Source organism: Clostridioides sp. LIBA-7602 (assembly GCF_056688945.1).
In genome coordinates, this window is sequence record NZ_CP196991.1 from 451,088 (window position 1) to 477,154 (window position 26,067).

Genomic DNA, 26,067 nt, shown 5'->3' on the forward strand with positions numbered 1-26,067 from the left:
GTGAAGAAAAAGGATATTGTAGAATTTGAAATAGATAAAATGGAATTTGGTGGTACATCATTAGGCCAAATTGGAGACAGAGTTATTCACATGAAGGGTGGAATAAGTGGTCAAAAGGTAAGAGCTGGTGTTAAAAAAGTTAGAAGTAAGAAAGCCGAAGTTAAGATGATAGAATTATTAGAGTACTCACCACTTGAAACTGAAGAAGCTTGCAAGCATTTTAGAGAGTGTGGAGGATGTACATTACTATCAGTACCATATGAGAAGCAATTGGAAATAAAAGAAAAGCAAGTTATGGATTTATTCTTAAAGCAAGATTTATTTGGATTTCAATTTTTAGGGATAGAAGGAAGTCCAGAAAACAAATATTATAGAAATAAGATGGAGTATACTTTTGGAGATGAAGTAAAAAATGGACCTTTGACATTAGGGCTTCATAAAAAAGGAAAGCATATAGATATACAAACTGTTGAGGAGTGTATGTTAGTTGATAAAGACTTCTCAAAGATATTAGTTTCTAGTGTAGAGTTTTTTAATAAAAAAGAGCTTCCTTATTATAGAACAATGAATCATAAAGGATATTTGAGACATCTTGTGGTTAGAAAAGGGATTCATACTAATGAGATTATGGTTAATATAGTAACTTCTTCTCAAGAAGATTTTGACATGAACGAATTTAAAGAGATGCTTTTAGGGATTGATTTCAAAGCTGAGTTAGTAGGGATACTTCATACTATTAACGATGGTTTAGCAGATGCAGTCCAATGTGATGAGTTAAGAGTATTGTATGGAAGAGATTATATACAAGAAGAAATTTTAGGTCTTAAATTTAAGATTTCTCCATTCTCATTTTTCCAAACTAATACTAAGGGAGCCGAGGTTCTTTATAGTATCGCTAGAGATTTTATTGGAGATTACAATGACAAGGTTGTGTTTGACTTGTATAGTGGGACTGGGTCTATTGGACAGGTTATGGCTGGTGCAGCTAAGAAGGTGTATGGTATTGAGATAGTCGAGGAAGCTGTTGTTGCGGCTAATGAGAATGCTAAGTTGAATGGGCTTACTAATTGTGAGTTTATTGCTGGAGATGTGGCGAAGGTTGTTAAGGATTTGAAGGACAAGCCTGATTTGATTATTGTTGACCCTCCTAGACCAGGTATTCATAAGGATGCTATTAGGGATATTTGTGGATTTGGCGCTAAGGAGATTGTTTATATTTCTTGTAATCCGAAGTCTTTGGTTGTTGATTTGGTTGATTTTAAGGGATATGGTTATGAGATTAAGATGGTTAAGTGTATGGATATGTTCCCGAATACGCCTCATTGCGAGACTGTAGTTAAACTTATTAGAGAATAGCAGGGTTCTAGCTATTTGTATGATACTATAAAGGTGAATTTGCCACCGATTTGCCACCGTAATTATTTTTCGGTGGCAAATTTACTATACAATGCTTTCAAAAATATTTACTGTTTGGTTTCTCATGTTGTTAGTTACATGTGAATATGTATCCATAGTTGTTGACATTTTAGCATGCCCTAATCTATGTTGTATATATTTTATATTAGCACCATTTTCTAATAACATCGTAGCATGTGTATGTCTTAAACTATGAAAATTAAAATCTATACTAAGATCATAATTAACAACTCTACCTAAATATTTTAAACTATTTGTTGTTACATATTCACCCATTTCTTTTGTGCATATAAAGTTAGAGTTTATATACCATTCACCAAATTTTAATTTCATTTCTTTTTGCAACTTCTTATGTTCCCTTAAAACTTTTGTTAATGTATCACTGATATTTATTTTTCTGTAAGAGCTTTCTGTTTTAGGTGTGCCTAATTCAAAACCTTCTTTTCCTTTGCTTATCAAAGTATGTCTAACGTGTATAATTTTGTTTTCTAAGTATATATCATCCCATTGTAAAGCAGTTAGGATGCTGATTTGCAAAATAGCTATGGAGTAATGGAAGAAGACCAGTTATTAAAAACAATGCTTACAGTAGGAGAGTATGTAAATTATATAGTAAAAGTAAATGAAGTTAATGGATTTGATACATCTTTTGAAGATAAAGTAGAAGAAGCAAAAAACTAATTCGAGGTGGTGGATTTGATGATAGCTTTACTCATTATTGTATCCAAAAATTAAAGTGGAAACCTAGTGAATATATGAATTTAGAAGTTAATGAGAGAGCATTAGCAGCCACCTCATTACTTGTTAAGATAGAAGATGAAGAAGAAGCAATGAAAGAAGCTGAAAGAGAGAAAAAGAGAGGTAGGAGAAGATAGAACTTAAAGCTAAAGATTAAATTGGTATAGTCACATTACTAATATATGAAAATGTTACAATTTTGGAAATAGATGGATATATGTTGTATAGTAGAATGTATTATGCGACAAAATGGTGGAACAATGGACACCAACCGATACAAAATATTGCCTATAATATTTTTTATAGTCAATAAAAAGATGAAATTTTTTATACATAATAATGATGAATATAACTGGATGAATAAATTTAATTATAAAATGTTGTATATAGTAAGCACTTACAAACATGTAGGCGGGTACTTTTTCATTTCTCCAAATAACATTACCTACTTCATCAATAATTATATATTATATATACTAGCAATAAAAAAAGACCCTAAAAGAGTCTTTCCCGAAAAATCTATATATTATAATATAGTTATATTTTCTGCTTGAGGACCTCTAGCACCTTTAACTATATCAAAGCTTACTTGTTGACCTTCTTCTAATGACTTAAATCCTGAAGTTTGTATAGCTGAGAAATGAGCAAATACATCATCTCCACCTTCTATTGATATAAATCCAAATCCTTTTTCATTATTAAACCATTTCACTATTCCATTATTCATTAAAAATACTCCTATTAACCTGTATCAAGATATACTTGATTTAATTGTGCATTAACACAAATATTATTATATCACAGAGTAATAGAAATGTCTACTTAATTGTATTTTTTAGTTAACATTTCTGCTTATTCTTAATATTGAAAATATATTTAAGACCTTTGTATTACTATAGATTAATACGAATATAGATAAAGCTAAAAAGGATTTTCTATAAAACAAAATCTATTTAATTATACTTACTAATACTATCACTTGATGTGAATAAGATTCTAATAGATGATTCTATACTATAGTATCATCTAAGTGCATATCTATAAAATTATAATAATCATATTAAATATCAGTATAAGCAGTTAATATATGTGTACATCGATACAATTTATTTTTAAATATATATTATTACACACCTAAAAAACTTTCACAAAAACAAAAAAGTATATGTTTTTGATAACTTGCTAATATAACTTATAACTCATTTTACAAGTCTTAGTCCATGTATATTTACGCTACTAAAGTTCTCTAGTTTTACTGATTTAGTTTTATGCTACAATTAAAACAATATAATATAACTAGTTATTACTCAACATGTATGTTTGAAAACTGAATAAGTTTATAGATATGAAATAATATTTTTTATATTAAAAAAAACTAAAAAAGTAGAATGTGTGGTAAATTTCACCTGTAGTTTTTGTCTTAAAAAGCTCCTATTATCAGTTTAAGTTAGACTGAATTAGGGAGCGATATGAGATGGAAGAAGAGTTTAGAAATTTAAAAGATGATGAATAAAATGGTGGCAAATTATGTTTTACCACCTATTTAAAATAATTTGTTTTTTATTAAAAAATTTAATATAGTATGATATAGTGCAGTAGTTTCAATAAATCTGGTGTCGTAAATGTTAGAGGGATGTAATACATTCTTGAGTGCCCATAGTAGTTTTAATTCAGATATTTTCTCTTAAGTGTCCATCTAAATACAACATTTCTAGCAGGAAAGCAGCAAGAGAAAATATTTAAAAATAAGAATTTTTATTATGGCAGATTGGATTTTCTATATTCAGCAGGTGTTTGCCCTAAATATTTCTTAAATACTTTACAGAAATATCCAACACTCTCAAACCCTATACTTGACGAAATAAAAGTGATAGTATCTGTTGTAGTAAGTAACATATCCTTAGCACGTTCCAAACGGTATTTATTCAAATAATTGATAGGTGTAGTTTGAATACTTGCCTGAAAACAACGTAAAGATTCATTTTTGCTTATATTGGCAGCATGGGCAATTTTATCCAACGTTAGAGATGTCATATATTGTTCGTGTATATACTGTAGCATTTTTTGCATCCGAGCTTGACGAAGAAAATTGGATGAATTTCTTTGGATTGAAAGCTGGTCTTTTATCGTGACAAAAAGTTTTTCCCACAATAAAACAACATCTCTAAATATTCTAAGTTCCCATAAGGAATCTTTTTGCTGCGCTTGCTGGCGAATCGAATTTAATGTTTGCAATAATCCTGTATGTGCTGGATTATTTTTTTGCAAAAAATAATATTTACAGTCAGAAGTCAGTACAGGAGAAATGTATTTATTATATATGGAAGTTGATGAGGGAGCTACAAATTCAGGTGCAAACAAAATAGAAATCATCTGCCCATTTGCAGTTGTCTCAAAACGATGGATAATTCCATTATTTATGAATAAGCCATCGCCACCTTCCATTAGAAGGCTTGTATTTCCAATTTGACAAACAACAGGTCCTAATAAAACATAAACAAATTCAAAATCATTATGCCAATGCCATTCTACGCATTGGTTTTTATATTTTTCAATTTCATCAAAGTAATACTCAAAGCGAAATTCAGATGTGCCAGATTGTGTAGTTGATTTGAGCGTATCGTCTGTTGTAATTTCAAAAATCTGCATGATGTTTTTGTGTCCTTTCTTTTATTTTGGTGATATTTTACCATAAATAGGTGGTATTTTGCAACAATTACATGATTTAATATGTGATAATATACAATATTGAGGGAAATAAATAGTTGCTAGAGAGAAGAATGAGATTTTTATTTAGAATTTAGTTAAAGGTCACAAGGAGGAAAAAATGAAAAAATTATTACTTTTGCTACCAATATTATCTGGTGTTTTGTGGGGGTCAGTTGGTATATTTGTGAGGCGGTTGAACACATATGGAATGGATAGCTATACCGTGTTATCATCAAGGACGCTTGTAGCAGTATTTATATTACTTATTGGTATACTGATTTATGATAAATCATTGCTTAAAATCAGAGTAAAAGATATATGGGTGTTTCTTGGTGGAGGATTACTCGGAATGCTTGGATTAAATTTCTGTTATAACGAATCTATCAATCGCCTAACCTTATCCCTTGCAGCAGTTTTACTCAGTTTATTCCCTATATTTGTTATGTTTATGGCGGCTGTTCTCTTTAAAGAAAAAATCACATTAAAGAAATTTGGATGTATGTGTTTAGCAATTGTGGGGTGTACACTATCAAGTGGAATTTTGGAAAACAATTCTGCAATAAAATGGTCAATGGTAGGAATTTTTATAGGTGTATTATCTGCATTCTTTTATGCGATGTACAGTGTATTTTCAAAAATAGGGATGGAAAAGGGATATAACGTATTTACGATTACGTTCTATAGTTTGTTAATCAATACGATTGTATTACTGCCTTTTACAAATTGGGCAACAGTAGGTGGTTTTATAGACATAGCTCCAGTGGAAAATATTATATTTTTAGCGATGCACTCTGTATGTACTTCTGTACTACCTTATGTTCTATATACAATTGCACTCACTTTTATCGAAACAGTGAAAGCATCCATTTTGGTTGCTGGAGGAGAGCCAATAGCTGCTATGATATTTGGGATAATGTTTTTCTCGGAAAATTCTACAGCTTTGTCAGTCTTTGGGCTGGCTGTTACCATTACTGCACTTATTTTATTATGCAGACCATCTAAAGAAACTATGAAAAATGTTTAGAAAGGACGTGTACTATGGAGTATAACTTTGATGAGATTATAAATAGGAATAATACATTTTCAATGAAATGGAGTGGTGTAAAAGATAAAAATAGCATTGCACTCAGCACAGCTGATATGGATTTCCATACACCAGATGTTATTGTTGATGAAGTAAAAAAAATAGCTGCTTTTGGGGTATATGGATATGTGGTTCCAAGAACAGATTATTACCATCCTTTTTCAGAGTGGTGTAAAAATCATTATAAATGGAATATAGAAGAAGAATGGTTAAGTTATTCGCATGGAGTAATTGCGAGTATGGGAAATGCAGTGCGAGCATTTTCAAACATAGGTGATCAGGTTGTTTATCAAACCCCAGCATTTTATCTGTTTCATGAACTGATTGTAACAAACAAGCGTCAACCAGTATGTAACTCCCTCATTTATGAAAATGGACAATATCGTATTGATTTCGATGATTTAGAAAAAAAGGTGCAAAATCCAAAAGCCAAAATATTTCTGCTATGCAATCCGCAAAACCCAACTGGGCGTGTGTTTACTAGAGAGGAACTGCTCCGTATTGGGGAAATATGTAGAAAAAATCAAGTCGTGATTGTCTCAGATGAAGTACATTGTGATATGGTATATAAACCACATAAACATATTCCAATAGCATCGTTGAATGAAGAAATAGCAAATATAACCATTACCTGTATGTCACCGACAAAAACATTCAATATAGCGGGATTGCAGGTAGCAGTTAATATCATTCCAAATCCAAATATGTGGGAGAAATATGAGATGGAGCTGTTGGCTATTGACAGTAAAAGGCCTAATATTTTTGCAATGTATAGTTTTTATACTGCTTATAAAAATGGAGAGCAATGGCTTAGCAAATTGAAGGAATATTTAAAGTTAAACAAAGAGTTTGCTTTGACCTTCATTTCAAAAAAATTTCCAGGATGTAAAGCTGTGAATCCAGAAGGAACATATTTGATTTGGGTGGACTGTTCAGAATTACAGACTGGGGGAAAATCTATTAAGGAATTTTTCTCTGAAAAGGCAAATGTATACGTTTCTGATGGCTTAGAATATGGAAAGGATGGAGCTGGATTCATTCGAATAAATTTAGCTTGTCCACGCTCACTTCTTGATGCAGCATTGATAAGAATGGTACACATAATAGATGATTCAATTTGAGCAAAAGAAAAGGAATGATGAAATGAATATAGGTTTTTTAATTGGAGAAAAAATTGAGGCAGAATTTTTTTGTTGTTGGCTTCAGCAATCTCAAAGATAGGAACACTTTTTACAGTAAATGGTGGGAATTCAATGTTTACTTTATACATTACTTGAGATTTTATACAAATAAAAGCCGTGTCAGTTTGAGGTCACGGCTTTTAACTATAATGTTAAATTTACCAACTTTGCATTGTGCTTATTATCTGAAACTTTAAACTATAATTTCCATACCATCATAAGCAAAGGAAATATTATCAAGCCCCTTCTCTAATTCACTATAATAACCATAGGATTTTCCCCACATTTCATCAATATGTGTAACTATAACTTTTTTAATTCTGTAATAATTTTTAATTTCTATAACTTCATCCAAAGTAAATATTTCATCCTTGAATGGTGCATCTTTAAGTTCTGTTCCATCATTTAATATGCCATCATCAGAAACTAAACTGATTATTAAAACATCTGCATCAAAGTACATATCATTATGAGTAAATGGCTTTGGATTGCAACAAGCATATATGACCTTTTTATCATTCTCTTTGATAACATAGAAAGTTATATTCCTATCTCGGTTGTTGTTAAACAAATCAATATCAAAATTATCTATCTTTATATGAGAAGTTTCATTAACAGAAATGCAGTGTAGAATATCCCCATAATATTTAAGACAATCAAGGTTCATTCGATTTATATCTTCAATCACTTCAGGCAATGCATAAAATTCAATAGGAGTATTTTTATCTGCGATAAAATCATAGCCAATTTTTTCGACAATTCTAATGCCTTTAACATGGTCTGGGTCATGGTGAGAAATCGAAAGGTGTTTTACTTCTGAGATTTTCTGTCTGTTACAAGCTACTGCAATATCTTCAGGTGTGTCTATCAACATTTTTATATCATCAATATATAGGCTTGGGCCTAATCGTTCATATTTTCCACCTTTTTGCCTGGCTTCCTCACATATTTTGCATTTACAAAATGAACTTGGAATAATTGACATACCACCACTACCAATAATTTTTAATTTCAAAGTTATCATACCTCCTTAGTAAAATATTAGATTACATAAATAATCTACACTTAAAACTGCTTAACAAAATTTTGATTTAGTAGATTATATCATGTATAAATATGAAATAACAGAAATATATGAATAGGCTTAAGGATATATTAATACAATGTGCATAAAAAATATCATAAATATATGATAATATAAATACAGTAATACCATTTTATTAATTTTTTGGGTTTTTATATATTTAAGTATTGGGGTGATATAGTTGAACCAAGAGATATTTTTTAAAATAATGAATGAAATATTAGAAAATATTGACGAAGGGGTCCATTTTGTTAACAAAGAAGGGAAAACTATAATCTACAATGATTCTGTACAAAAAATGGAAAAAATGAACAGACAAGATATTTTAACGAATTCATTTTTTGATATAGTCAGCAAAATGAAAATAAATAGAAGTACACTAGTAGAAGTTTTGGAGAATAGGAAAATTATCAAAGACAATGTTCAAAAATATCTAGATAAAAATGGGAAAGAAATAACAGCAATTAATACTACGATACCAATTGATGTTAAAGGAGAATTTGTAGGGGCACTTGAAATATCAAAGAATATGACAACCATAGAAACGTTACTAAACAGAAATTATAAAAAGAATTTAATCAACAAAGTTAATAATCAACAAAAGAAAGGTTATGGCTTTGATGATATTTTAGGGGAAAGTAATCTGATTAAAGAGGCAATATCAAAATCTAAGAAAGCCTGTAAGTCTGACGCTTCAGTATTTATATATGGGGAAACTGGAACGGGTAAAGAGTTATTTAGTCAGTCTATTCATTATGGAAGTAATAGAAAAAATTATCCATTTATAGCACAAAATTGTGCAGCTTTGCCAGAGTCACTATTTGAAGGAATACTATTTGGGACTAGCAGGGGAGGATTTACAGGAGCAGTAGATAGACCAGGTTTGTTTGAACAAGCTAACAAAGGAACTTTATTATTAGATGAAATAAATTCCATGCCTATTATGTTACAGGCTAAATTACTAAGGGTTTTACAAGAAGGTTATGTAAGAAGAGTTGGTGGAACTAAGGACATACCTGTTGATGTAAGAATTATTGCAACAACAAATGAAAGTCCAAGAGTTATTTTAAATGAGAATAAAATAAGGAAAGATTTATATTACAGACTTAACATAATTCATATAGAGATTCCTCCTCTTAGAGATAGAAAAGAAGATATATCTTTGTTATGCAAAAAATTTATTTCAAAGTATAATAAAAAACTAAATAAAAAAGTGGTAGGTATTTCAGATGAAGCTATCAAAATTTTGAAAAATTATGACTGGCAAGGTAACATAAGAGAACTAGAAAACATAATTTATTGTACTATGAGTATGATGGAAGATGAGATACAAATAGAAACAAGCATGATTAATCTAAATGACTATTACAATCTTAAAGAGAATAAAGAGATTAATAATTACTCTTTAAATGATTTGGAGAATAAGACACTTAATAGTATTCTTGGTGAGATAGAAGAAAAGTATATATGTGAATCATTAAAAAAGACCTCGTATAATATAACTAAGGCTGCATCTATTTTAGGTATGAATAGGCAAAATTTACAATATAAAATGAAAAAATATAATATCAAAGTCTTATAAAGAAGTAAAATAAAAAAGAAAAATAAAGGAGCAAAATTATTATAAAAGAGCAAAATTTTTTGCTCTTTTTTTATTTCATAAATAAAATATTATTTTTTATTTATGAAAACACATAACAAAGTAATTATAGTTTCAACGTTTCAATAAATATTTATTTTAATTTCAAAGTTGGCATGATTTATGCTTTAACTAATTATTGAGAAGATATAAATTTTTAGGAGGGTGTATATATGAGAAAAGTAAGAGTTGGAATATGGGGATTTGGAGCTATGGGAATAGGTATGGCTAATATGATTCTAAAAAAAGAAGGTATGGAAATAGTATCTGTTTGTAGTAGAAGTACTTCAGGGAAAAGCATGTATGACATCTTAGAAATTGAAAGAGGAGAAAGACCGGAAGTTATTATCAATGGAAATTATGAAGAAGTTTTTAAAGAAAAAAGTGTAGATGTTGTTTTATTAGCAACTGATTCATTTACTAAAAAGGCTTTTGATAAAATAATGTTCTTATTAAATAGAAAAATAAATGTTATATCAACAGCAGAGCAAATGGCATATCCACAAGCTGATGATTCAGATTTAGCTAAAAAAATGGATGAAGTTGCAAAGGAGAATGGAGTAAGTATACTTGGAACAGGAATAAATCCAGGATTTGTGTTGGATTTACTAGTATTAGCTCTTTCAGGGACTTGTGAGGAAGTTACTAGTATAAAAGCTAAGAGAGTAAATGATTTATCACCATTTGGAAAATCTGTTATGGTAGAACAAGGTGTAGGAGTAACAAGAGAGGAATTTATAAAAGGTGTAGAAAATAATACTATAGCAGGTCATGTAGGATTTGTAGAATCAATAAATATGATAGCTGATGGATTAGGATGGAAACTAGATAAGATAGAACAAACAAAAGAGCCAATAATGACTACAGTAGATAGAAAATCTAAGTACGGAGAGGCATTGGCTGGAAATGTTGCTGGTTGTAGACAATGTGGATATGGATATGTAAATGGAGATGTTTTGATTGAAATGGAGCATCCACAACAGATAATACCTGAAGCAGAAGGCATTAAAACAGGAGACTATGTATCAATAAAAGGTATACCAAACATTGATTTACAAATAAATCCTGAGATACCTGGAGGAGTAGGTACTTATGCAATGATAGTAAACTCTATTCCATTAATAATAAATGCTAGACCGGGTCTTAAAACTATGTTAGATATACCAGTACCTAGAGCAATAATGGGAGATGTAAGAAATCAGATTGAAGTTAAATTAGAGGAAGAATCAAATGCCAATTAATAAAATAATAGCTAGTTAATAAGGAGATGAAAAAATGGATGCTAAAGTTAATGATTGGGTTATTATACACAATATAGTACTGACTCCAGAAGAAAGAGCTCCACAAGTTCCAGAGGATACTAAGAAAGTATCCTTAGAAATGTGGGTTAAAGGATTTATACAAAAAGATGCTTCTATAGGTGATTTAGTAGAAGTTAAAACAATTACAGGTAGACTTGTAAAAGGTAACTTACTTAAAGTAAATCCATATTATACTCATGACTATGGTAAATGTATACCAGAGTTACTCCAAATAGGGATACAGGCTAAAGAAATATTATTTGGAGGTGTATATAATGAATAATACAGCATCAATGAAAGATATGAGCTATCAAGCTGTTATGGGAAGAAATAATGAAATAATGAAAAATGCGATTGGATTGGATTACTCTTCTTTTGAACAAGAAGGAATAGGGTTTGATTATGAAAAAATGATGGGTGAAACAGGATATACATTACAAGATATCGAAGCGATTCAATCACAATATGCTGTTGGGAATACTCCCATAATAGAACTTAAAAATTTGACTAAATTAGCTAGAAAATGTGCTCCAGAAGGTAAAGGAGCTAGAATATTTGTAAAAGATGAAGCAATGAATGCATCTGGTAGCTTTAAAGCAAGAAGAGCAGCTACTGCCGTATATCATGCTAAAAAAATGGGATATAAAGGCGTAATAGCAGCTACTAGTGGTAACTATGGTGCAGCTGTAGCATCTCAGGCAGCTATGCAGGGTTTAAAATGTATAATAGTTCAAGAATGTTATGATTCTAATGGTGTAGGTCAACCCGAAATTATAGAAAAAGCAAGAAAATGTGAGGCATATGGAGCAGAAGTTATCCAATTAACAGTTGGTCCAGAATTATTTTACACATTCTTAGTTTTATTAGAAGAAACAGGCTATTTTAATGCATCATTATATTCACCATTTGGAATTGCAGGTGTAGAGACTTTAGGATATGAGTTAGCTATTCAATTTAGAGAAAAATATAAAAAAGACCCTGATGTAGTTGTTTGTACAAATGCAGGTGGAGGTAATCTCACTGGAACTGCAAGGGGATTGATAAAAGCTGGTTGTCTTAATACTAAAGTAGTAGGAGCAAGTGTTGACTTAAAAGGATTACACATGGCTAGTGACAATCAATTTAATAAAAAATCATTTACAACAGGGCATACAGGTTTTGGGATACCATTCTGTACGTGGCCTGATAGGTCAGATGTACCTAGGTCTGCAGCTAGACCACTTAGATATATGGATAGATATGTATTAGTAAAACAAGGGGAAGTTTTCTATACAACTGAATTATTGGCACAACTAGAAGGAATAGAAAGAGGTCCTGCAGGAAATACATCTTTAGCAGCAGCATTCTCTTTAGCTCAAGAATTAGATGAGGATAAAGTTGTAGTAGTACAAGAAACAGAGTATACAGGAGCAGGTAAACATATATGTCCACAGCTTACTTTTGCAAGAGAAAATGGAATAGATATAAAATTTGGAAATGCAAGAGAAGAAATTGCAGGAGTAAACTTAATATTACCAGAAAGGCCAGAATTATTAAAATGTGTTGATATTGATATGAATAAAATAAGAAAATCATTTATAAAAAATTGTATATCTAACAATAACATTGATAATGTTGATAATTTAAGTAATCAAGATATAGAGTTTTTAATGGAAGAAGTAAAAAGTTCAAGAGATTTTGTTATTGATACGTTAAATAATTTATAATAATGACTAATTTTCAATTTAATACAAAATAAATAATCGGAAAATTCAATTAAATTTATACGAACGGGGGGAATGTTCATGAAAAAAAGAGAGGATGATTTTGAAGTTAGAAGAAAACATCTTCAAGAACTAAGTGATGATGAGTTAAAAGAAAGGTTTTGGAGTTTAGCTACCCAAATAGTAGAGCCAATGATAGACCTTGGCAAAAAGAACACAACACCATCAATAGAAAGGTCTGTTTTGTTAAGAATGGGATTTTCTTCTCTTGAAGTAAAACCTATTTTAGAAGGTGTTATGGAAAGAGGTCTTATAGGTAAAGGGGCAGGGCATGTAGTTTATAAGTTGGCTAAATCTAAAAATATAACAGTTAGAGAAGCTGGTTTATTATTAGTTAATGGTGAATACTGGGATGAAGTTACATGTTTATTTAGAGAAGGGGTAGAATCATGTTAAAGGAAAATAAAAAACTAGATATAGACTATATATTAAAAGATTTGGATAAATATAAACCAAAAAGAAGAGGTTGGGTTTGGAGAGAGCATTTGGAAAATCTTGAAATGGGACCTTTTGAATATAAAGACTGTACAAAACCTTTAAATAAGAGTGTAGGGTTACCATCATCTAAATATTTTAACAATATAGACCCTCAACCAAGCCCAGTTATTACTACTGAAATAGCTTCTGGTAGATTTGAAGATGATATAAGAAGAATGAGGATGGCAGCTCATCATGGTGCTGACCATTTAATGGTTATTAGAACTGCTGGACAATCACATTTTGACGGGCTTATAGAAGGTACTCCTCAAGGTATAGGTGGAGTTCCAATAACAAGAAAACAAGTAAGAGCTCAAAGAAAAGCTCTTGATTTTATAGAAGAAGAAGTTGGCAGACCTATTAATTACCATTCATATGTAAGTGGTGTTGCTGGTCCTGAAGTAGCAGTAATGTTTGCTGAAGAAGGAGTCAATGGAGCACACCAAGACCCACAATACAATGTTCTATATAGAAATATAAATATGATAAGGTCTTTTGTAGATGCTTGTGAAGCTAAAAAAATAATGGCTTTTGCAAACATAGCTCAAATAGATGGAGCACATAATGCTAATGCTACTGCTAGAGAAGCGTGGAAGGTAATGCCTGAACTTATGGTTCAACATGCTTTAAACTCTATATTCTCTGAGAGAATAGGAATAGATAAAAGTAATATATGTTTATCAACAGTTCCACCAACAGCCCCTCCAGCACCATGTTTAAGAATAGACTTACCTTATGCTGTTGCACTTAGAGAATTATTTAGTGATTATAAGATGAGAGCCCAAATGAATACTAAATATATGGAATCATCAACTAGAGAAGCAACAGTTACTCATGTATTAAATTTATTGACATCAGTACTAACTAGAGCAGACATACAATCAACTATAACACCTGACGAAGGTAGAAATGTACCTTGGCATATATACAACATAGAAGCATGTGATACAGCAAAACAAGCTTTGGTTGGTATGGATGGTCTTATGGATATGATAGAACTTAAAGATATTGGTGAATTGAGAGACAAAGCAAGAGAGCTTAAAGAAAGAGCTGTATTATATATGGAAGAAATATTTGAAGTTGGTGGATATTTTGAGTCTGTAGAACAAGGATTTTTCGTTGATTCTGGAAATTATCCAGAAAGAAATGGTGATGGTATATCTAGAAAAATAAAAGGCGGAGTTGGAGAAGGTACTGTTTATGAAAGAGAAGAAGATTATCTAGCACCTGTAACTGCTCACTTTGGATACAACAATGTAGCTCAGTATGATGAAAATGCTATAGATAATCCGTCAATATTAATAGATGGATGCACATTTGAAAATCCAGATAAAATCATATATATTGATGAGCTTGATGATTTTGACAATGTGAAAAACAGACTAAAAGAATCAGAAGAATACAGAAATGGAGATAAAATCAAGCCTGAAATGGAATGGTGTGCAGATGGAATTGTAATGATAACTATGATGTTACCTACTGATAAAAGAACCGCTGAGTTTGCAGCTTTGGAATTTGTAAAGAAAATGAACTTGCAAGAAGTTGAAGTTATAAGTAGAGAAGTGATGCATGAATCTGAAGGTACTAGAATAGAAGTGAAGGGAAAAGTTCCATTTGATGTAGATTTAAACAGTTTAGTAATACCAGAAGAGCCTAAAGTACTGACTGATGAAGAAATAAGAGCTGATATAGAAGAAAGACCTATGAAAATAGTTTCAGCTACAGTTGGAGAAGATGAACACTCAGTTGGTTTAAGGGAAATAATAGATATAAAACATGGTGGTATAGAAAAATATGGTATAGAATGTCACTATCTAGGGACTTCTGTGCCTGTAGAAAAATTAGTAGATGCAGCAATTGAACTAAATGCAGATGCAATACTTGCATCTACAATAATAAGTCATGATGATATTCACTATAAAAACATGAAGAAATTACATGATTATTGTGTGGAAAAAGGTATAAGAGATAGAGTAATGATAGCCTGTGGAGGAACACAAGTAACACCTGAAATAGCCATTGAACAAGGAATAGATGCTGGATTTGGAAGAAACAGCAAAGGTATTCATGTAGCCACTTTCTTAGTTGAAAAAAGAAGAGAAATGAATAATGAGTAATGGAAAATAAAAAAATTTCTTTGAAAATAGATGTGTTGGTAGCTGAAATTGGAAGTACTACTACTGTAGTAAATGCTTTCCATAATATTGATACTGAGAATCCTGTGTTTTTAGGTCAAGGTCAAGCTCCAACAACAGTGTTTGAAGGTGGCGATGTAAGAAATGGCTTGTCAGGTGCTATTAAGGATTTAGCTAATAAATTATCTGTAGAGGATGTAAAGTATAATGATATGTTTGCAACTTCTAGTGCAGCTGGTGGATTAAAAATGACTGTTCATGGTTTAGTTTATGATATGACAGTAAAAGCAGCTAAAGAAGCTGCTCTAGGAGCTGGAGCTGTTATTCGTCAAGTAACATCAGGTAGAATTAAAAGAACTGATTTAAATAAAATAAAAGAAATAAATCCAAACATAATTTTAATAGCTGGTGGAGTTGATTATGGAGAAAGAGATACAGCTATTTATAATGCCGAAATGATAGCTTCTATGAATTTAGGCATACCAGTTATATATGCTGGAAATATTGAAAATCAAGAGGAAGTAAAGTTAATATTCGAAGATACAGATTATAAGCTTTATGTAACAGAAAATGTATACCCCAAAATAGATTTATTGAATATAGAACCTACAAGAAAAATTATTCAAGGTGTATTTGAAGACCACATAACTACAGCTCCAGGAATGAAGTATATTAAAGAAATGGTTAATGAAAATATTACTCCAACTCCAGGAGCTGTGATGGAAGCTTCTAAACTCTTATATAAAAATATTGGAGATTTATTAACTTTGGATGTAGGTGGAGCAACTACTGATGTACACTCTGTTACAGATGGAAGTGACTATATCAATAAAATCTTAGTTAATCCTGAGCCTCTAGCGAAGAGAAGTGTTGAGGGGGATTTAGGTGTATATGTAAATATGAAAAATATAGTAGAAGTTATAGGTAAAGAAAACTTACAAAATGAATTATCTATAGACATTGATTCAATAATAGATAATTATCCACCAATACCAAAATCAAAAGAAGAAATTTTATTTGTTGAGAGACTGACAACAGAAGCTGTTATCAAAGCTATGTTAAGACACTCCGGGAAAATAAGAAATATTTATGGAACAACTGGAAAAGTCAAAATTGCAGAAGGAAAAGATTTAACAGAAGTAAGATATATAGTTGGTACAGGGGGAGCACTTACTAGGCTCCCTAGTAGAATTAAAATATTAAACAATATGCTTAAATACAATAAAAATAAAGAATTACTATTTCCAAAGGAAAAAACAAAAATATTGATAGATAATGACTATATTATGGCATCTATGGGTGTTTTATCTAAAAAATATGAAGAAGCATCTCTTAAGCTCCTATTAAAAAGTTTAAACTTCAAGGAGGAAAGATTATGTACCCTAGATTAGAAATATATATAGAGAAGTTAAAACATAATGTCAAAATAATTTCACAGAAGTGTCATGAAAGAAATATTAAGGTATCTTTTGTAACTAAATCATTTTGTGCACAAAAAGAGGTAGTAGAATCAGTATGTTGTGAAGGAATAGACCATATAGCAGATTCGAGGATACAAAACTTAAAAAAATTACAAAATATAAATTTGCCTAAAATGCTGATTAGAATACCCATGATAAGTGAACTAGAAGAAGTTATCAATTATTGTGATATTAGCCTTAATTCAGAACTGGAAATCATAAAGAAACTAAATGAATTGTGTGAAAGTAAAAATATTACTCATAAGATAGTTCTTATGTTTGACTTAGGAGATTTACGAGAAGGATATTTTTATGAAGAAGATTTCTTTAATAGTGTAAAAGAGATAGTAAAATTAAAAAATATTAAAATAATTGGTATAGCTACAAACTTAACTTGTTATGGAGCTGTTATACCATCTATGGAAAATACAGGAAGATTAGTAAGTATAGCACGAAAAATGGAAGAAAAATTTGGGATAGATACAGAAATAGTATCTGGAGGTAATTCAAGTTCTATGCATCTAATTATGAGTAATACTATGCCAGAAGGTATTACTAATTTGAGGATAGGTGAATCTATTATACTTGGTAGAGAAACAGCGTACGGTAAAAATATACATGGAACATATCAAGATGCATTTAAATTAGTATGTCAAATAATTGAATGTAAAGAAAAGCCATCAGTTCCCATTGGAGAAATAGGGGTTGATGCTTTTAGAAATAAACCTGTTTATGAGGATAAAGGAATCTTAAAAAGGGCAATCATAGCTATAGGTAAACAGGATATAAATATTGACTCTTTAATTCCAATAGACACTTATATAAAAATATTAGGGGCAAGTTCAGACCACATGATATTAGATGTAAGTAACACAAAACATGATTATAAAGTAGGTGATAATGTGGAATTCTTATTAACTTATGGAGGTATCATGTCATCTAGTACGAGTGAATATGTTTCAAAAAAAATTATAGTGTAGTGTTCAAATAATTAGGAGGAAATTACCTTATGAAAGAGCGAGAATGTAGAAAAGCAAGTCTGTTTGATGCAATGATACCAATTACTTGTTTGATATTATTTTTAAGTCTAGGAGTCTTGATATATGGTTCATCACCTCATGTACCATTAATAGGAGCTGCAGCAGTAGCAGGGATTGTAGCTGTATATAGGCTTGGATTTAAATGGAAAGACTTAGAGTTAAGTATGTTTAATAGTATAAAGATGGCAATGCAAGCAATCTTAATTATAATTATAATAGGCGTACTTATAGGAACTTGGATAGTAAGTGGAGTAGTTCCATGTATGATTTACTGGGGACTAAAAATTTTATCACCAAATATTTTTTTAGTAGCATCAACACTAGTCTGTGCAATAGTGTCTCTTGCAACTGGTTCATCATGGAGCACAATGGGGACAGTTGGAGTAGCTCTTTTAGGAATTGGTCAAAGTTTAGGTATGCCAGTTGGATTGATAGTAGGTTCTATAATATCTGGAGCTTACTTTGGAGATAAATTATCACCTTTATCTGAAACTACTAATTTAGCTCCAGCAATGGCAGGGACAGATTTGTTTACACATATAAAATATATGTTATATTCAACTATACCATCATTATTAATTTGTTTAGTAATTTATGGTGTAATTGGAATGAAGTATTCAGGTCAAGCATTAGATATAAAGCAGATAGAATTAATTAGGTCTACATTAGATTCTACATTTAATACTTTATCACCAGTATTATTATTAGCTCCAGTAGTAGTAATTGGATTAGTTGTATTTAAAGTACCTGCTATACCAGGACTTATAGTAGGTGCTGTATTAGGAGTATTGTTTGCAGTAGTTTTCCAAGGAGAATCTATGAGTACAATATTGGATGCAGCACAAAATGGATACGTTTCATCGACACAAATAGAAGAGGTAGATGCCCTATTATCTAAAGGTGGTATTATGAATATGATGTCTACTGTATCTTTAACAATATGTGCTCTATCTCTTGGAGGTATTTTAGAAAAAACAGGTATGCTTGAAGTAGTAGCATCTTCTTTATTAAGACTAGCAAAGGGTGTATTTGGAACAGTTTTATGTACGATGGTAACTTGTACAGTTACCAACATAATCGCAGGTGAACAATACTTATCTATAGTTATACCAGGAAGAATGTATAATAAGGAATATAAAAAAAGAGGTATACATCCTAAAATGTTATCAAGAGCTTTAGAAGATAGTGGAACTTTAACTTCTCCGTTAGTCCCATGGAATACATGTGGAGCATATATAACAGCAACATTAGGTGTATCAGCATTAACATATGGTCCATATGCATTATTAAATATTATAAATCCGTTGGTATCTCTAGTTTTAATTGCATGTAAATTTAAAGTAGCAAAAATAGAAGATGAACCTGAAACTTGTTTAAATTTTGATGTCTGATACTAATTATATGATAAAAAAGCTATAAGTAAATTTGTTATTATAAAAATCTACTTGTAGCTTTTTTTGAGTTTTATATTCGAAGGTTAATTTTATTTTGTTTGCAAGATAATAAATGTAGGTTTTTATTGTGTATTTAAAATATATAAGCATTTTAATTATTTAACACTCAATAAAATTCCTTGATTATTTAATAAAGGGCATTTTTCTTTTGATTTATAAAGGTTTTTTCTCTACCATAAACTACTGCATTGGGAACGTTTGTGCAAAACTGTTTTTTTAGACCTCTTTTTATGGAGTCAAATAATTCTATATTATCTTCAATTATCAATATATATTACCTCCTTGTATTTAAGTATGCCTTTTAAAAGTAGTATTCATGATAGAATAGAGTCAAAAAGTAAGTATGTTATACACACAAAGTTGAAAGTTACTATATGTTATGCGATAATAACAAGGACATACTAGATAAGTTGTGTTTAAAAGGAGAGTGAAAAATAATATATGAACGAAAATGTCTTAATAGTAGATGATGAAAAAGAAATAGCCGACTTAATTGAAGTATATTTAAAAAATGAAGGTTTTACTGTATACAAGTTTTACACAGGTAAAGAAGCTCTAGAATGTATTGAATCTAAAAATTTAGATATGGCTATCTTAGACATTATGCTTCCAGATACTGATGGCTTTCATATCTGTCGAAAAATCCGAGAGAAATACTACTATCCTATCATAATGCTAACAGCTAAAGTTGAAGACATAGACAAAATAATGGGTTTAACTATAGGTGCTGATGATTATATAACAAAGCCATTTAATCCTTTAGAAGTTGTTGCAAGAGTGAAAACACAGCTAAGACGATATATGAGATATAATAATTCTTTTGAACAGCAGACGACAACTGTTGATGAATATGATATTAAAGGACTAATTATCAATAAAGAAACACATAAATGTAGTTTATTTGGTAAAGAAATATTACTAACACCAATTGAATTTTCTATTCTATGGTACTTATGCAAACATCAAGGGAAAGTTATTCCTTCTGAAGTATTATTTGAAGCTGTATGGGGGGAAAAATATTTCGACAATAACAATACAGTTATGTCTCACATTGGACGTATACGTGAGAAATTACATGAACCTTCTAGAAATCCAAAATTTATAAAAACTGTATGGGGAGTAGGTTATACAATTGAAAAATAAAAATATTAAGAAGAATTCTGACTTTGCTCAAGTAAAGAATAAAATTTTTATAAAAACAGCTGTAATGGCATTTATATCAACCATATTTATTTGGATTTTATATTCTTTTATATTATATAGGAATTTCTCTGAATGGGTAGTATCTTTTTTTGTAAAAGTTTTTCGTATGGAATATAAAGCAGCTTTAAATTTGTATCAGCAGATTTTTCGTAATAATATGGAGATTTTTATAATAATAGCTATCACGATTGTATTTTTTATAATATTCCGTTTATATTTAAATTGGTTTACAAAATATTTTAGTGAAATTAATCAAGGTATTGATTCGCTTATTAAAGAGGATATTAAAGAAGTTACTTTATCTACAGAGCTTTCTGCTGTGGAAAAAAAGATAAATTCAATTAAACATACACTTGAACAACGTAAGTCTGATACACAAATTGCAGAACAACGTAAGAATGACCTTATTGTTTATCTAGCACATGATTTAAAAACACCACTTACCTCAGTTATAGGATATTTAACATTGCTTCGAGATGAAAATCAGATTTCTAAAGAATTGCGAGATAAGTATCTATCTATTTCACTAGATAAAGCTGAACGTCTTGAGGATTTAATCAATGAATTCTTTGAAATTACAAGATTTAATCTATCAAGTATAACTCTTGAATACAGTGAGGTAAACTTAACACGTATGCTTGAACAATTAACGTATGAATTTACCCCTATTTTAACAAGTAAAAATCTAAAATATACATTGAATGTAGCTCCAAATACGATGATAAAATGCGATGTCAATAAAATGCAGCGTGTATTTGATAATTTATTACGCAATGCTATTTATTATAGCTATGAAGGTACTACTATTGAAATAACAGCTATGCAGGATGAAAAAAACATAAATCTAAAGTTTATGAATTATGGTAATACAATACCAGAAGAAAAAATTAATCGTATTTTTGAACAATTCTATAGATTAGATGCATCTCGTAGTTCAAATAATGGTGGAGCTGGTTTGGGGCTTGCTATATCAAAAGAAATTGTTGAGCTTCATAATGGGATAATAACAGCATATAGTAAGGATAACATCATTGTATTTGAAGTTATTATTCCCAATTTAAGAAAATATTAAGAATTTACGTATAAAAAAATAAGAAATCCTTCAGGATAAATAGATAAAAGGCACTCTTGTCATTGATATAATTACTGTATCAAAACAAGAGTGCTTTGTTTTAATACAGTAATTATATCAATGACAAAGGAGAATTGACTATGAATAAGAAAAAAATTGCAGTTATATTTGGTGGAAATTCAACAGAATATGATGTATCGTTACAATCATCTTTTGCAGTACTTGAAAATTTAAATGCAGATAAATATGATATTATGCCAATTGGAATTACAAGAGATGGTAATTGGTATCGTTATATAGGAAATTATGAAAACATCCAAAATGACACTTGGTGTGAAGATTCCACTTATCTAATTCCTGTTGCTGTATCTCATAATCGTGTACAAAATGGTATTATTGAATTCTATAAAAACCATATTAAATATACTAAAATTGATTTTGCATTTCCTGTATTGCATGGAAAGAATGGAGAAGATGGTACAGTACAAGGGTTATTTGAATTAGCAGGTATACAGGTTATTGGATGTGGTACTCTTTCTTCAGCGTTATGTATGGACAAAGATAAGTCGCATAAACTTGTCCATGCAGAAGGTGTCAAAGTACCAAAATCAATCATATTAAAACATTCAGATAAATCTAACGTAATTAAATTGTCAAAAGATTTAACTTGTCCATTATTTGTTAAACCTGTGCGTGCAGGCTCATCATTTGGAATTAGTAAAATTTATAAGAAAGAAGAGTTAGAAATAGCAGTTGACATAGCTTTTGAACATGATAATGAAGTAATAATTGAGGAAAATATTGATGGATTTGAAGTAGGTTGTGCAGTTTTAGGAATTGATGATTTACTAGTTGGAAGAGTAGACGAAATAGAATTATCAAAAGGATTTTTTGATTATACAGAAAAGTATACATTAAAAAGCTCAAAAATTCATATGCCAGCTAGAATTAATGCTGATTGTGAGAAAAAAATACAAGAGACGGCAAAAACTATTTATAGAACGCTTGGATGTTCAGGATTTGCTAGAGTAGATATGTTTCTGACTCCATATGGTGAAATTGTTTTTAATGAGGTAAACACAATTCCAGGATTTACTTCTCATAGCCGTTATCCAAATATGATGAAAGGTATTGGATTGTCTTTTAAAGAAATCCTAGACAAAATAATTGAGGTGCATGCAAAATAATGAATAATATTTTATTAATCAAAGATAAAGAATCTAAAGTGATGAATACTATTTCACTAACTAAAGATAAAGTTTATGATGGTAATCTAATTCTTGTAAATGCTTTTTTACCAATTAAAATATCTTTCAATGCGGAGTTAATACCTGTAGATACAAAATTTCCAAGTATTCTTATGAAATGTGAAGCTGTAAATGCTTTACAAAATATTTTGAAAAATATAGGAAGTACAAATGAGATAGTGCCAGTAAGTGGATATCGTACTGCAAATGAACAAAAATATATATATTCAAACTCTCTTTGTGATAATGGAAAAGAGTTTACTGAAAAGTTTGTAGCACTTCCAAATTGCAGTGAGCATCAGACAGGGCTTGCTATTGATTTAGGTCTTAAGAAAGATGTTATAGATTTTATTTGTCCAGAATTTCCTTATGATGGTATCTGTAATGAGTTTCGTAAAGTAGCTCCACATTATGGTTTTATAGAGCGTTATCAGTATAAAAAAGAAGAGATAACAGGAATATCTCAAGAGCCATGGCATTTTCGTTATGTTGGGTATCCCCATTCTAAAATTATCAGTGAAATGAATTTAGCTCTTGAAGAATACATAGAATATATTAAGAGATTTTCTTATGAAGATTGTTTTAAGGTAGAAGATAATGAAAAAATTATAGAGATTTTTTATATACCTCTTGATAATGAAGAAGAGATACAATTTTCTATACCTAGACAATATGATTATCAAATGTCAGGTAACAATAGTGATGGTTTTATTATGACACTTTGGAGGAACAAGAATGATTAAGAATAAATCCTATGCAGGACTTGATTATTTTAGGATTATAGCTGCATTGCTTATAATTGCAATTCATACATCACCATTATTATCGTATAGTAAAATGAGTGACTTTATACTGACTCGTATAATTGCTCGTATTGCTGTGCCATTCTTTTTTATGATATCAGGCTTTTTTCTAATTTCAAGACATAATTACAATTATGATAAGCTGAAAGTTTTTCTAAAAAATACAGTATTTATCTATGGTATAGCTATCTTTATTTATATTCCATTAAATATTTACAATGGATATTTTTCTATGGATAATTTGCTACCAAATGTTATTAAGGATATTGTATTTGATGGAACTCTATATCATTTATGGTATCTTCCTGCTTCAATTATTGGTGCAAGTATTGCATATTTTCTTGTAAAAAATTTGGGTATAAAGTGGTCATTTATAATTTCTGTTATCCTTTACATAATTGGTATGCTTGGTGACAGTTATTATGGTTTTTTAGAAAAATTACCATTATTAAAGAATTTTTATGGATATATTTTTGAAGTTTCAGACTATACACGAAATGGTGTGTTTTTTGCTCCAGTATTTTTCATACTAGGTGCCATAATAGCAAATAAATCTGTCAGTATATCATCTAAAAATAGCTTGATTGGATTTCTTATATCATTTACTCTTATGTTTTGTGAGGGTATTATTTTACACAATCTAGGCGTACAGCGTCATGATAGTATGTATATTATGTTACTACCATGTATGTATTTCTTATTTACAGCTTTAACGTTTTTTAAGGGTAATAGAGTCAGATTTTTACGAACATCATCATTAATTATTTACATTATACATCCTATGATGATTGTTATTATTCGTATGTTTTCTAAAATACTTGGAATACAAACAGTCTTGGTTGACAATAGTATTATTAATTATATAGTGGTAAGTATAGCATCTTTTATAACTTCAATAATAATTATATTGATTCTCAACAGGATAAAAGGGAAAAAAGGAAAACATAGAAAGACTTGAAATGTAAATACTAACAGAGCTTGGATTGAAGTTGACTTAAATAATTTGGAACATAATGTAAGAGTATTACAAAAAGCTATGCCACAAAATTGTGAATTGATGGCAGTTATGAAGGCTAATGCGTATGGACATAGCGTTTTTGAAGTAGCAACTCATATAAATCAAATGGGTGTAAAATCATTTGCAGTAGCAACAATAGATGAAGCTATTGAACTACGACATTATGGAATATCGGGAGAGATATTAATTCTTGGATATACTAATCCAATAAGAGCGAAGGAGCTTCATAAATACAATCTTATACAGAGCATTGTTGACCTTAATCATGCTGTATGCTTAAATGAGCAAGGATATTATATAAAATCACATATCAAAATTGACACAGGTATGCACCGACTTGGTTTTGATGCTAATGACATTGTATCAATATTAAAAGCATTTGAGTTGAAACATTTAGACGTCTGTGGTATATTTACACACTTGTGTGTTTCTGACAGTATGATAGAAGAAGACATAAACTTTACAAATAGACAAATTGAATATTTTTATAAGTTAATTGATTTGCTATCAAAAAGGGAGATAAAAATTCCTAAAATACATATTCAAAGTAGCTATGGATTTTTAAACTATCCTAAACTTAAGTGTGATTATGCAAGGATTGGAATTGCACTATATGGGGTACTAAGTTCTCCAAATGATACAACTAAGCTACAGCTTGATTTACGTCCTGTTTTATCTTTAAAATCACAAGTTGTCCTTATTAGGAGAATACAAAATGGTGAAAGTGTGGGATATGGAAGAACTTTTATTGCAAATAGAGATAGTATAATTGCAGTACTATCTGTAGGTTATGCTGATGGGTTACCTAGAAATTTATCTTGTGGAAAAAGTAATGTAATAATAAATGGGTGTTTTGCACCAATAATAGGACGAATTTGTATGGACCAACTTATTGTTGATGTTACAGATATTCCTAGTGTAGAGGTTGGGAGTGTAGGAACACTAATTGGAAAAGATGATTTGTCTGAACTATCTGCTCCTGAAGTTGCAGATGCTTCTGGTAGCATAGCAAATGAGTTGCTGAGTAGAATGGGGTCTAGATTGAAATTCGTAGAGAAGTAACAGTATTAAAAATTTATTAATCTTATTGTATTCGTATGGTATCTGATTAGAAGATTGATATAGATTATTTCACTTTTAAGTATGGTTTTGTATTTTATATAATTTATGATGTTCTGCCGTATAAAATCAATAACATATTGTACTTAAGATGGTTAGGAGATAATACTTGATTTATTGTCAT

Annotated in this window: 22 protein-coding genes and 1 pseudogene; 18 read left to right on the forward strand and 5 right to left on the reverse strand. The window is 30.2% G+C overall.

The window, feature by feature from the left end; all coding sequences use genetic code 11:
• A complete protein-coding gene (rlmD, locus tag ACTG45_RS02465; protein WP_479919732.1) occupies positions 1-1,356 on the forward strand; it encodes a 23S rRNA (uracil(1939)-C(5))-methyltransferase RlmD in 1,356 nt (451 codons plus the stop codon).
• A gap of 84 nt (positions 1,357-1,440) precedes the next feature.
• Here rlmD and ACTG45_RS02470 read toward each other — a convergent pair whose 3' ends face one another.
• Complete coding sequence (locus ACTG45_RS02470; protein ID WP_479919733.1) at positions 1,441-1,953, reverse strand: site-specific integrase; 513 nt, start codon at positions 1,951-1,953, stop codon at positions 1,441-1,443.
• On the opposite strand from ACTG45_RS02470, the gene ACTG45_RS02475 reads away from it, so the two are divergent.
• The gene (locus tag ACTG45_RS02475; protein WP_479918021.1) at positions 1,948-2,097 is read left to right on the forward strand and encodes a phage tail assembly chaperone; all 150 of its coding nucleotides are present in this window, start codon (positions 1,948-1,950) and stop codon (positions 2,095-2,097) included. The genes ACTG45_RS02470 and ACTG45_RS02475 overlap by 6 nt on opposite strands.
• Positions 2,098-2,680: 583 nt before the next feature.
• Here the strand turns inward: ACTG45_RS02475 and ACTG45_RS02480 are convergent.
• Together ACTG45_RS02480 and ACTG45_RS02485 are read right to left on the reverse strand one after the other, a co-directional pair.
• The gene (locus tag ACTG45_RS02480; protein WP_021384215.1) at positions 2,681-2,881 is read right to left on the reverse strand and encodes a cold-shock protein; all 201 of its coding nucleotides are present in this window, start codon (positions 2,879-2,881) and stop codon (positions 2,681-2,683) included.
• A gap of 1,031 nt (positions 2,882-3,912) precedes the next feature.
• A complete protein-coding gene (locus ACTG45_RS02485) occupies positions 3,913-4,803 on the reverse strand; it encodes an AraC family transcriptional regulator (protein WP_479918022.1) in 891 nt (296 codons plus the stop codon).
• A gap of 178 nt (positions 4,804-4,981) precedes the next feature.
• Here ACTG45_RS02485 and ACTG45_RS02490 point away from each other — a divergent pair, with 178 nt between their 5' ends.
• Both ACTG45_RS02490 and ACTG45_RS02495 read left to right on the forward strand, forming a co-directional pair.
• Positions 4,982-5,887, forward strand: coding sequence for a DMT family transporter (locus tag ACTG45_RS02490; protein WP_479918023.1), 906 nt, complete (start codon positions 4,982-4,984; stop codon positions 5,885-5,887).
• A gap of 14 nt (positions 5,888-5,901) precedes the next feature.
• Positions 5,902-7,068, forward strand: a complete 1,167-nt coding sequence (locus ACTG45_RS02495) for a MalY/PatB family protein (protein ID WP_479918024.1) — start codon at positions 5,902-5,904, stop codon at positions 7,066-7,068.
• 253 nt (positions 7,069-7,321) lie between these two features.
• Here the strand turns inward: ACTG45_RS02495 and ACTG45_RS02500 are convergent, their stop codons facing one another.
• A complete protein-coding gene (locus ACTG45_RS02500) occupies positions 7,322-8,143 on the reverse strand; it encodes an MBL fold metallo-hydrolase (RefSeq protein ID WP_479918025.1) in 822 nt (273 codons plus the stop codon).
• Between the two features lie 250 nt (positions 8,144-8,393).
• Here ACTG45_RS02500 and ACTG45_RS02505 point away from each other — a divergent pair, with 250 nt between their 5' ends.
• From ACTG45_RS02505 to nhaC, 9 genes are all read left to right on the forward strand, one after another.
• Positions 8,394-9,794, forward strand: coding sequence for a sigma-54-dependent Fis family transcriptional regulator (locus tag ACTG45_RS02505; RefSeq protein ID WP_044212443.1), 1,401 nt, complete (start codon positions 8,394-8,396; stop codon positions 9,792-9,794).
• A gap of 230 nt (positions 9,795-10,024) precedes the next feature.
• The gene (ord, locus tag ACTG45_RS02510; RefSeq protein WP_479919734.1) at positions 10,025-11,092 is read left to right on the forward strand and encodes a 2,4-diaminopentanoate dehydrogenase; all 1,068 of its coding nucleotides are present in this window, start codon (positions 10,025-10,027) and stop codon (positions 11,090-11,092) included.
• A gap of 34 nt (positions 11,093-11,126) precedes the next feature.
• Entirely contained in the window at positions 11,127-11,435 is a 309-nt protein-coding gene (gene ortA / locus ACTG45_RS02515) for a 2-amino-4-oxopentanoate thiolase subunit OrtA (RefSeq protein WP_021382991.1), read from the forward strand.
• Entirely contained in the window at positions 11,428-12,858 is a 1,431-nt protein-coding gene (gene ortB, locus ACTG45_RS02520; RefSeq protein ID WP_479919735.1) for a 2-amino-4-oxopentanoate thiolase subunit OrtB, read from the forward strand. Before ortA ends, ortB begins: the two co-directional genes overlap by 8 nt.
• A gap of 78 nt (positions 12,859-12,936) precedes the next feature.
• Entirely contained in the window at positions 12,937-13,311 is a 375-nt protein-coding gene (locus tag ACTG45_RS02525) for an ornithine aminomutase subunit alpha (RefSeq protein WP_021382945.1), read from the forward strand.
• Positions 13,305-15,509 (forward strand): D-ornithine 4,5-aminomutase subunit OraE, encoded by a 2,205-nt coding sequence (gene oraE, locus ACTG45_RS02530; RefSeq protein ID WP_479919736.1) that lies wholly within the window; start codon positions 13,305-13,307, stop codon positions 15,507-15,509. The genes ACTG45_RS02525 and oraE overlap by 7 nt, the downstream gene beginning before the upstream one ends.
• Positions 15,509-16,918 carry a GlmL-related ornithine degradation protein gene (locus ACTG45_RS02535; RefSeq protein ID WP_479919737.1) on the forward strand — a complete coding sequence of 470 codons (1,410 nt, stop codon included), beginning with the start codon at positions 15,509-15,511 and terminating at the stop codon, positions 16,916-16,918. Before oraE ends, ACTG45_RS02535 begins: the two co-directional genes overlap by 1 nt.
• Positions 16,903-17,967: an ornithine racemase Orr gene (gene orr / locus ACTG45_RS02540; RefSeq protein WP_479919738.1), complete on the forward strand. Its 1,065-nt coding sequence runs from the start codon at positions 16,903-16,905 to the stop codon at positions 17,965-17,967. Before ACTG45_RS02535 ends, orr begins: the two co-directional genes overlap by 16 nt.
• 29 nt (positions 17,968-17,996) lie before the next feature.
• Positions 17,997-19,418, forward strand: a complete 1,422-nt coding sequence (nhaC, locus tag ACTG45_RS02545; protein WP_021383003.1) for a Na+/H+ antiporter NhaC — start codon at positions 17,997-17,999, stop codon at positions 19,416-19,418.
• Positions 19,419-19,608: 190 nt separating this feature from the next.
• Here nhaC and ACTG45_RS02550 read toward each other — a convergent pair whose 3' ends face one another.
• The gene (locus tag ACTG45_RS02550; RefSeq protein ID WP_479918031.1) at positions 19,609-19,749 is read right to left on the reverse strand and encodes a hypothetical protein; all 141 of its coding nucleotides are present in this window, start codon (positions 19,747-19,749) and stop codon (positions 19,609-19,611) included.
• Between the two features lie 173 nt (positions 19,750-19,922).
• Between ACTG45_RS02550 and vanR the strand changes: the two genes are divergently transcribed.
• From vanR to vanT, 5 genes and pseudogenes are all read left to right on the forward strand, one after another.
• Positions 19,923-20,624 (forward strand): VanR-ABDEGLN family response regulator transcription factor, encoded by a 702-nt coding sequence (gene vanR / locus ACTG45_RS02555; RefSeq protein WP_021382980.1) that lies wholly within the window; start codon positions 19,923-19,925, stop codon positions 20,622-20,624.
• Positions 20,614-21,756, forward strand: coding sequence for a vancomycin resistance histidine kinase VanS (vanS, locus tag ACTG45_RS02560; protein ID WP_479919739.1), 1,143 nt, complete (start codon positions 20,614-20,616; stop codon positions 21,754-21,756). The genes vanR and vanS overlap by 11 nt, the downstream gene beginning before the upstream one ends.
• A gap of 140 nt (positions 21,757-21,896) precedes the next feature.
• Positions 21,897-22,943 (forward strand): D-alanine--D-serine ligase VanG, encoded by a 1,047-nt coding sequence (gene vanG / locus ACTG45_RS02565; protein WP_021382963.1) that lies wholly within the window; start codon positions 21,897-21,899, stop codon positions 22,941-22,943.
• Positions 22,943-23,746: a M15 family metallopeptidase gene (locus tag ACTG45_RS02570; RefSeq protein WP_021382973.1), complete on the forward strand. Its 804-nt coding sequence runs from the start codon at positions 22,943-22,945 to the stop codon at positions 23,744-23,746. Before vanG ends, ACTG45_RS02570 begins: the two co-directional genes overlap by 1 nt.
• Positions 23,739-25,886, forward strand: a pseudogene (vanT, locus tag ACTG45_RS02575) (serine racemase VanT catalytic subunit). Before ACTG45_RS02570 ends, vanT begins: the two are co-directional and overlap by 8 nt.
• The last annotated feature ends 181 nt before the right edge of the window (positions 25,887-26,067 follow it).

Excerpts from the sequence above, each read along its gene's own strand:
- ACTG45_RS02480 (WP_021384215.1), bottom strand. The coding sequence starts at position 2,881 with ATGAATAATGGAATAGTGAAATGGTTTAATAATGAAAAAGGATTTGGA.
- ACTG45_RS02485 (WP_479918022.1), bottom strand. The coding sequence starts at position 4,803 with ATGCAGATTTTTGAAATTACAACAGACGATACGCTCAAATCAACTACA.
- ACTG45_RS02490 (WP_479918023.1), top strand. The coding sequence starts at position 4,982 with ATGAAAAAATTATTACTTTTGCTACCAATATTATCTGGTGTTTTGTGG.
- ACTG45_RS02495 (WP_479918024.1), top strand. The coding sequence starts at position 5,902 with ATGGAGTATAACTTTGATGAGATTATAAATAGGAATAATACATTTTCA.
- ord (WP_479919734.1), top strand. The coding sequence starts at position 10,025 with ATGAGAAAAGTAAGAGTTGGAATATGGGGATTTGGAGCTATGGGAATA.
- ortA (WP_021382991.1), top strand. The coding sequence starts at position 11,127 with ATGGATGCTAAAGTTAATGATTGGGTTATTATACACAATATAGTACTG.
- ortB (WP_479919735.1), top strand. The coding sequence starts at position 11,428 with ATGAATAATACAGCATCAATGAAAGATATGAGCTATCAAGCTGTTATG.
- ACTG45_RS02525 (WP_021382945.1), top strand. The coding sequence starts at position 12,937 with ATGAAAAAAAGAGAGGATGATTTTGAAGTTAGAAGAAAACATCTTCAA.
- oraE (WP_479919736.1), top strand. The coding sequence starts at position 13,305 with ATGTTAAAGGAAAATAAAAAACTAGATATAGACTATATATTAAAAGAT.
- ACTG45_RS02535 (WP_479919737.1), top strand. The coding sequence starts at position 15,509 with ATGGAAAATAAAAAAATTTCTTTGAAAATAGATGTGTTGGTAGCTGAA.
- orr (WP_479919738.1), top strand. The coding sequence starts at position 16,903 with ATGTACCCTAGATTAGAAATATATATAGAGAAGTTAAAACATAATGTC.
- nhaC (WP_021383003.1), top strand. The coding sequence starts at position 17,997 with ATGAAAGAGCGAGAATGTAGAAAAGCAAGTCTGTTTGATGCAATGATA.
- vanR (WP_021382980.1), top strand. The coding sequence starts at position 19,923 with ATGAACGAAAATGTCTTAATAGTAGATGATGAAAAAGAAATAGCCGAC.
- vanG (WP_021382963.1), top strand. The coding sequence starts at position 21,897 with ATGAATAAGAAAAAAATTGCAGTTATATTTGGTGGAAATTCAACAGAA.
- ACTG45_RS02570 (WP_021382973.1), top strand. The coding sequence starts at position 22,943 with ATGAATAATATTTTATTAATCAAAGATAAAGAATCTAAAGTGATGAAT.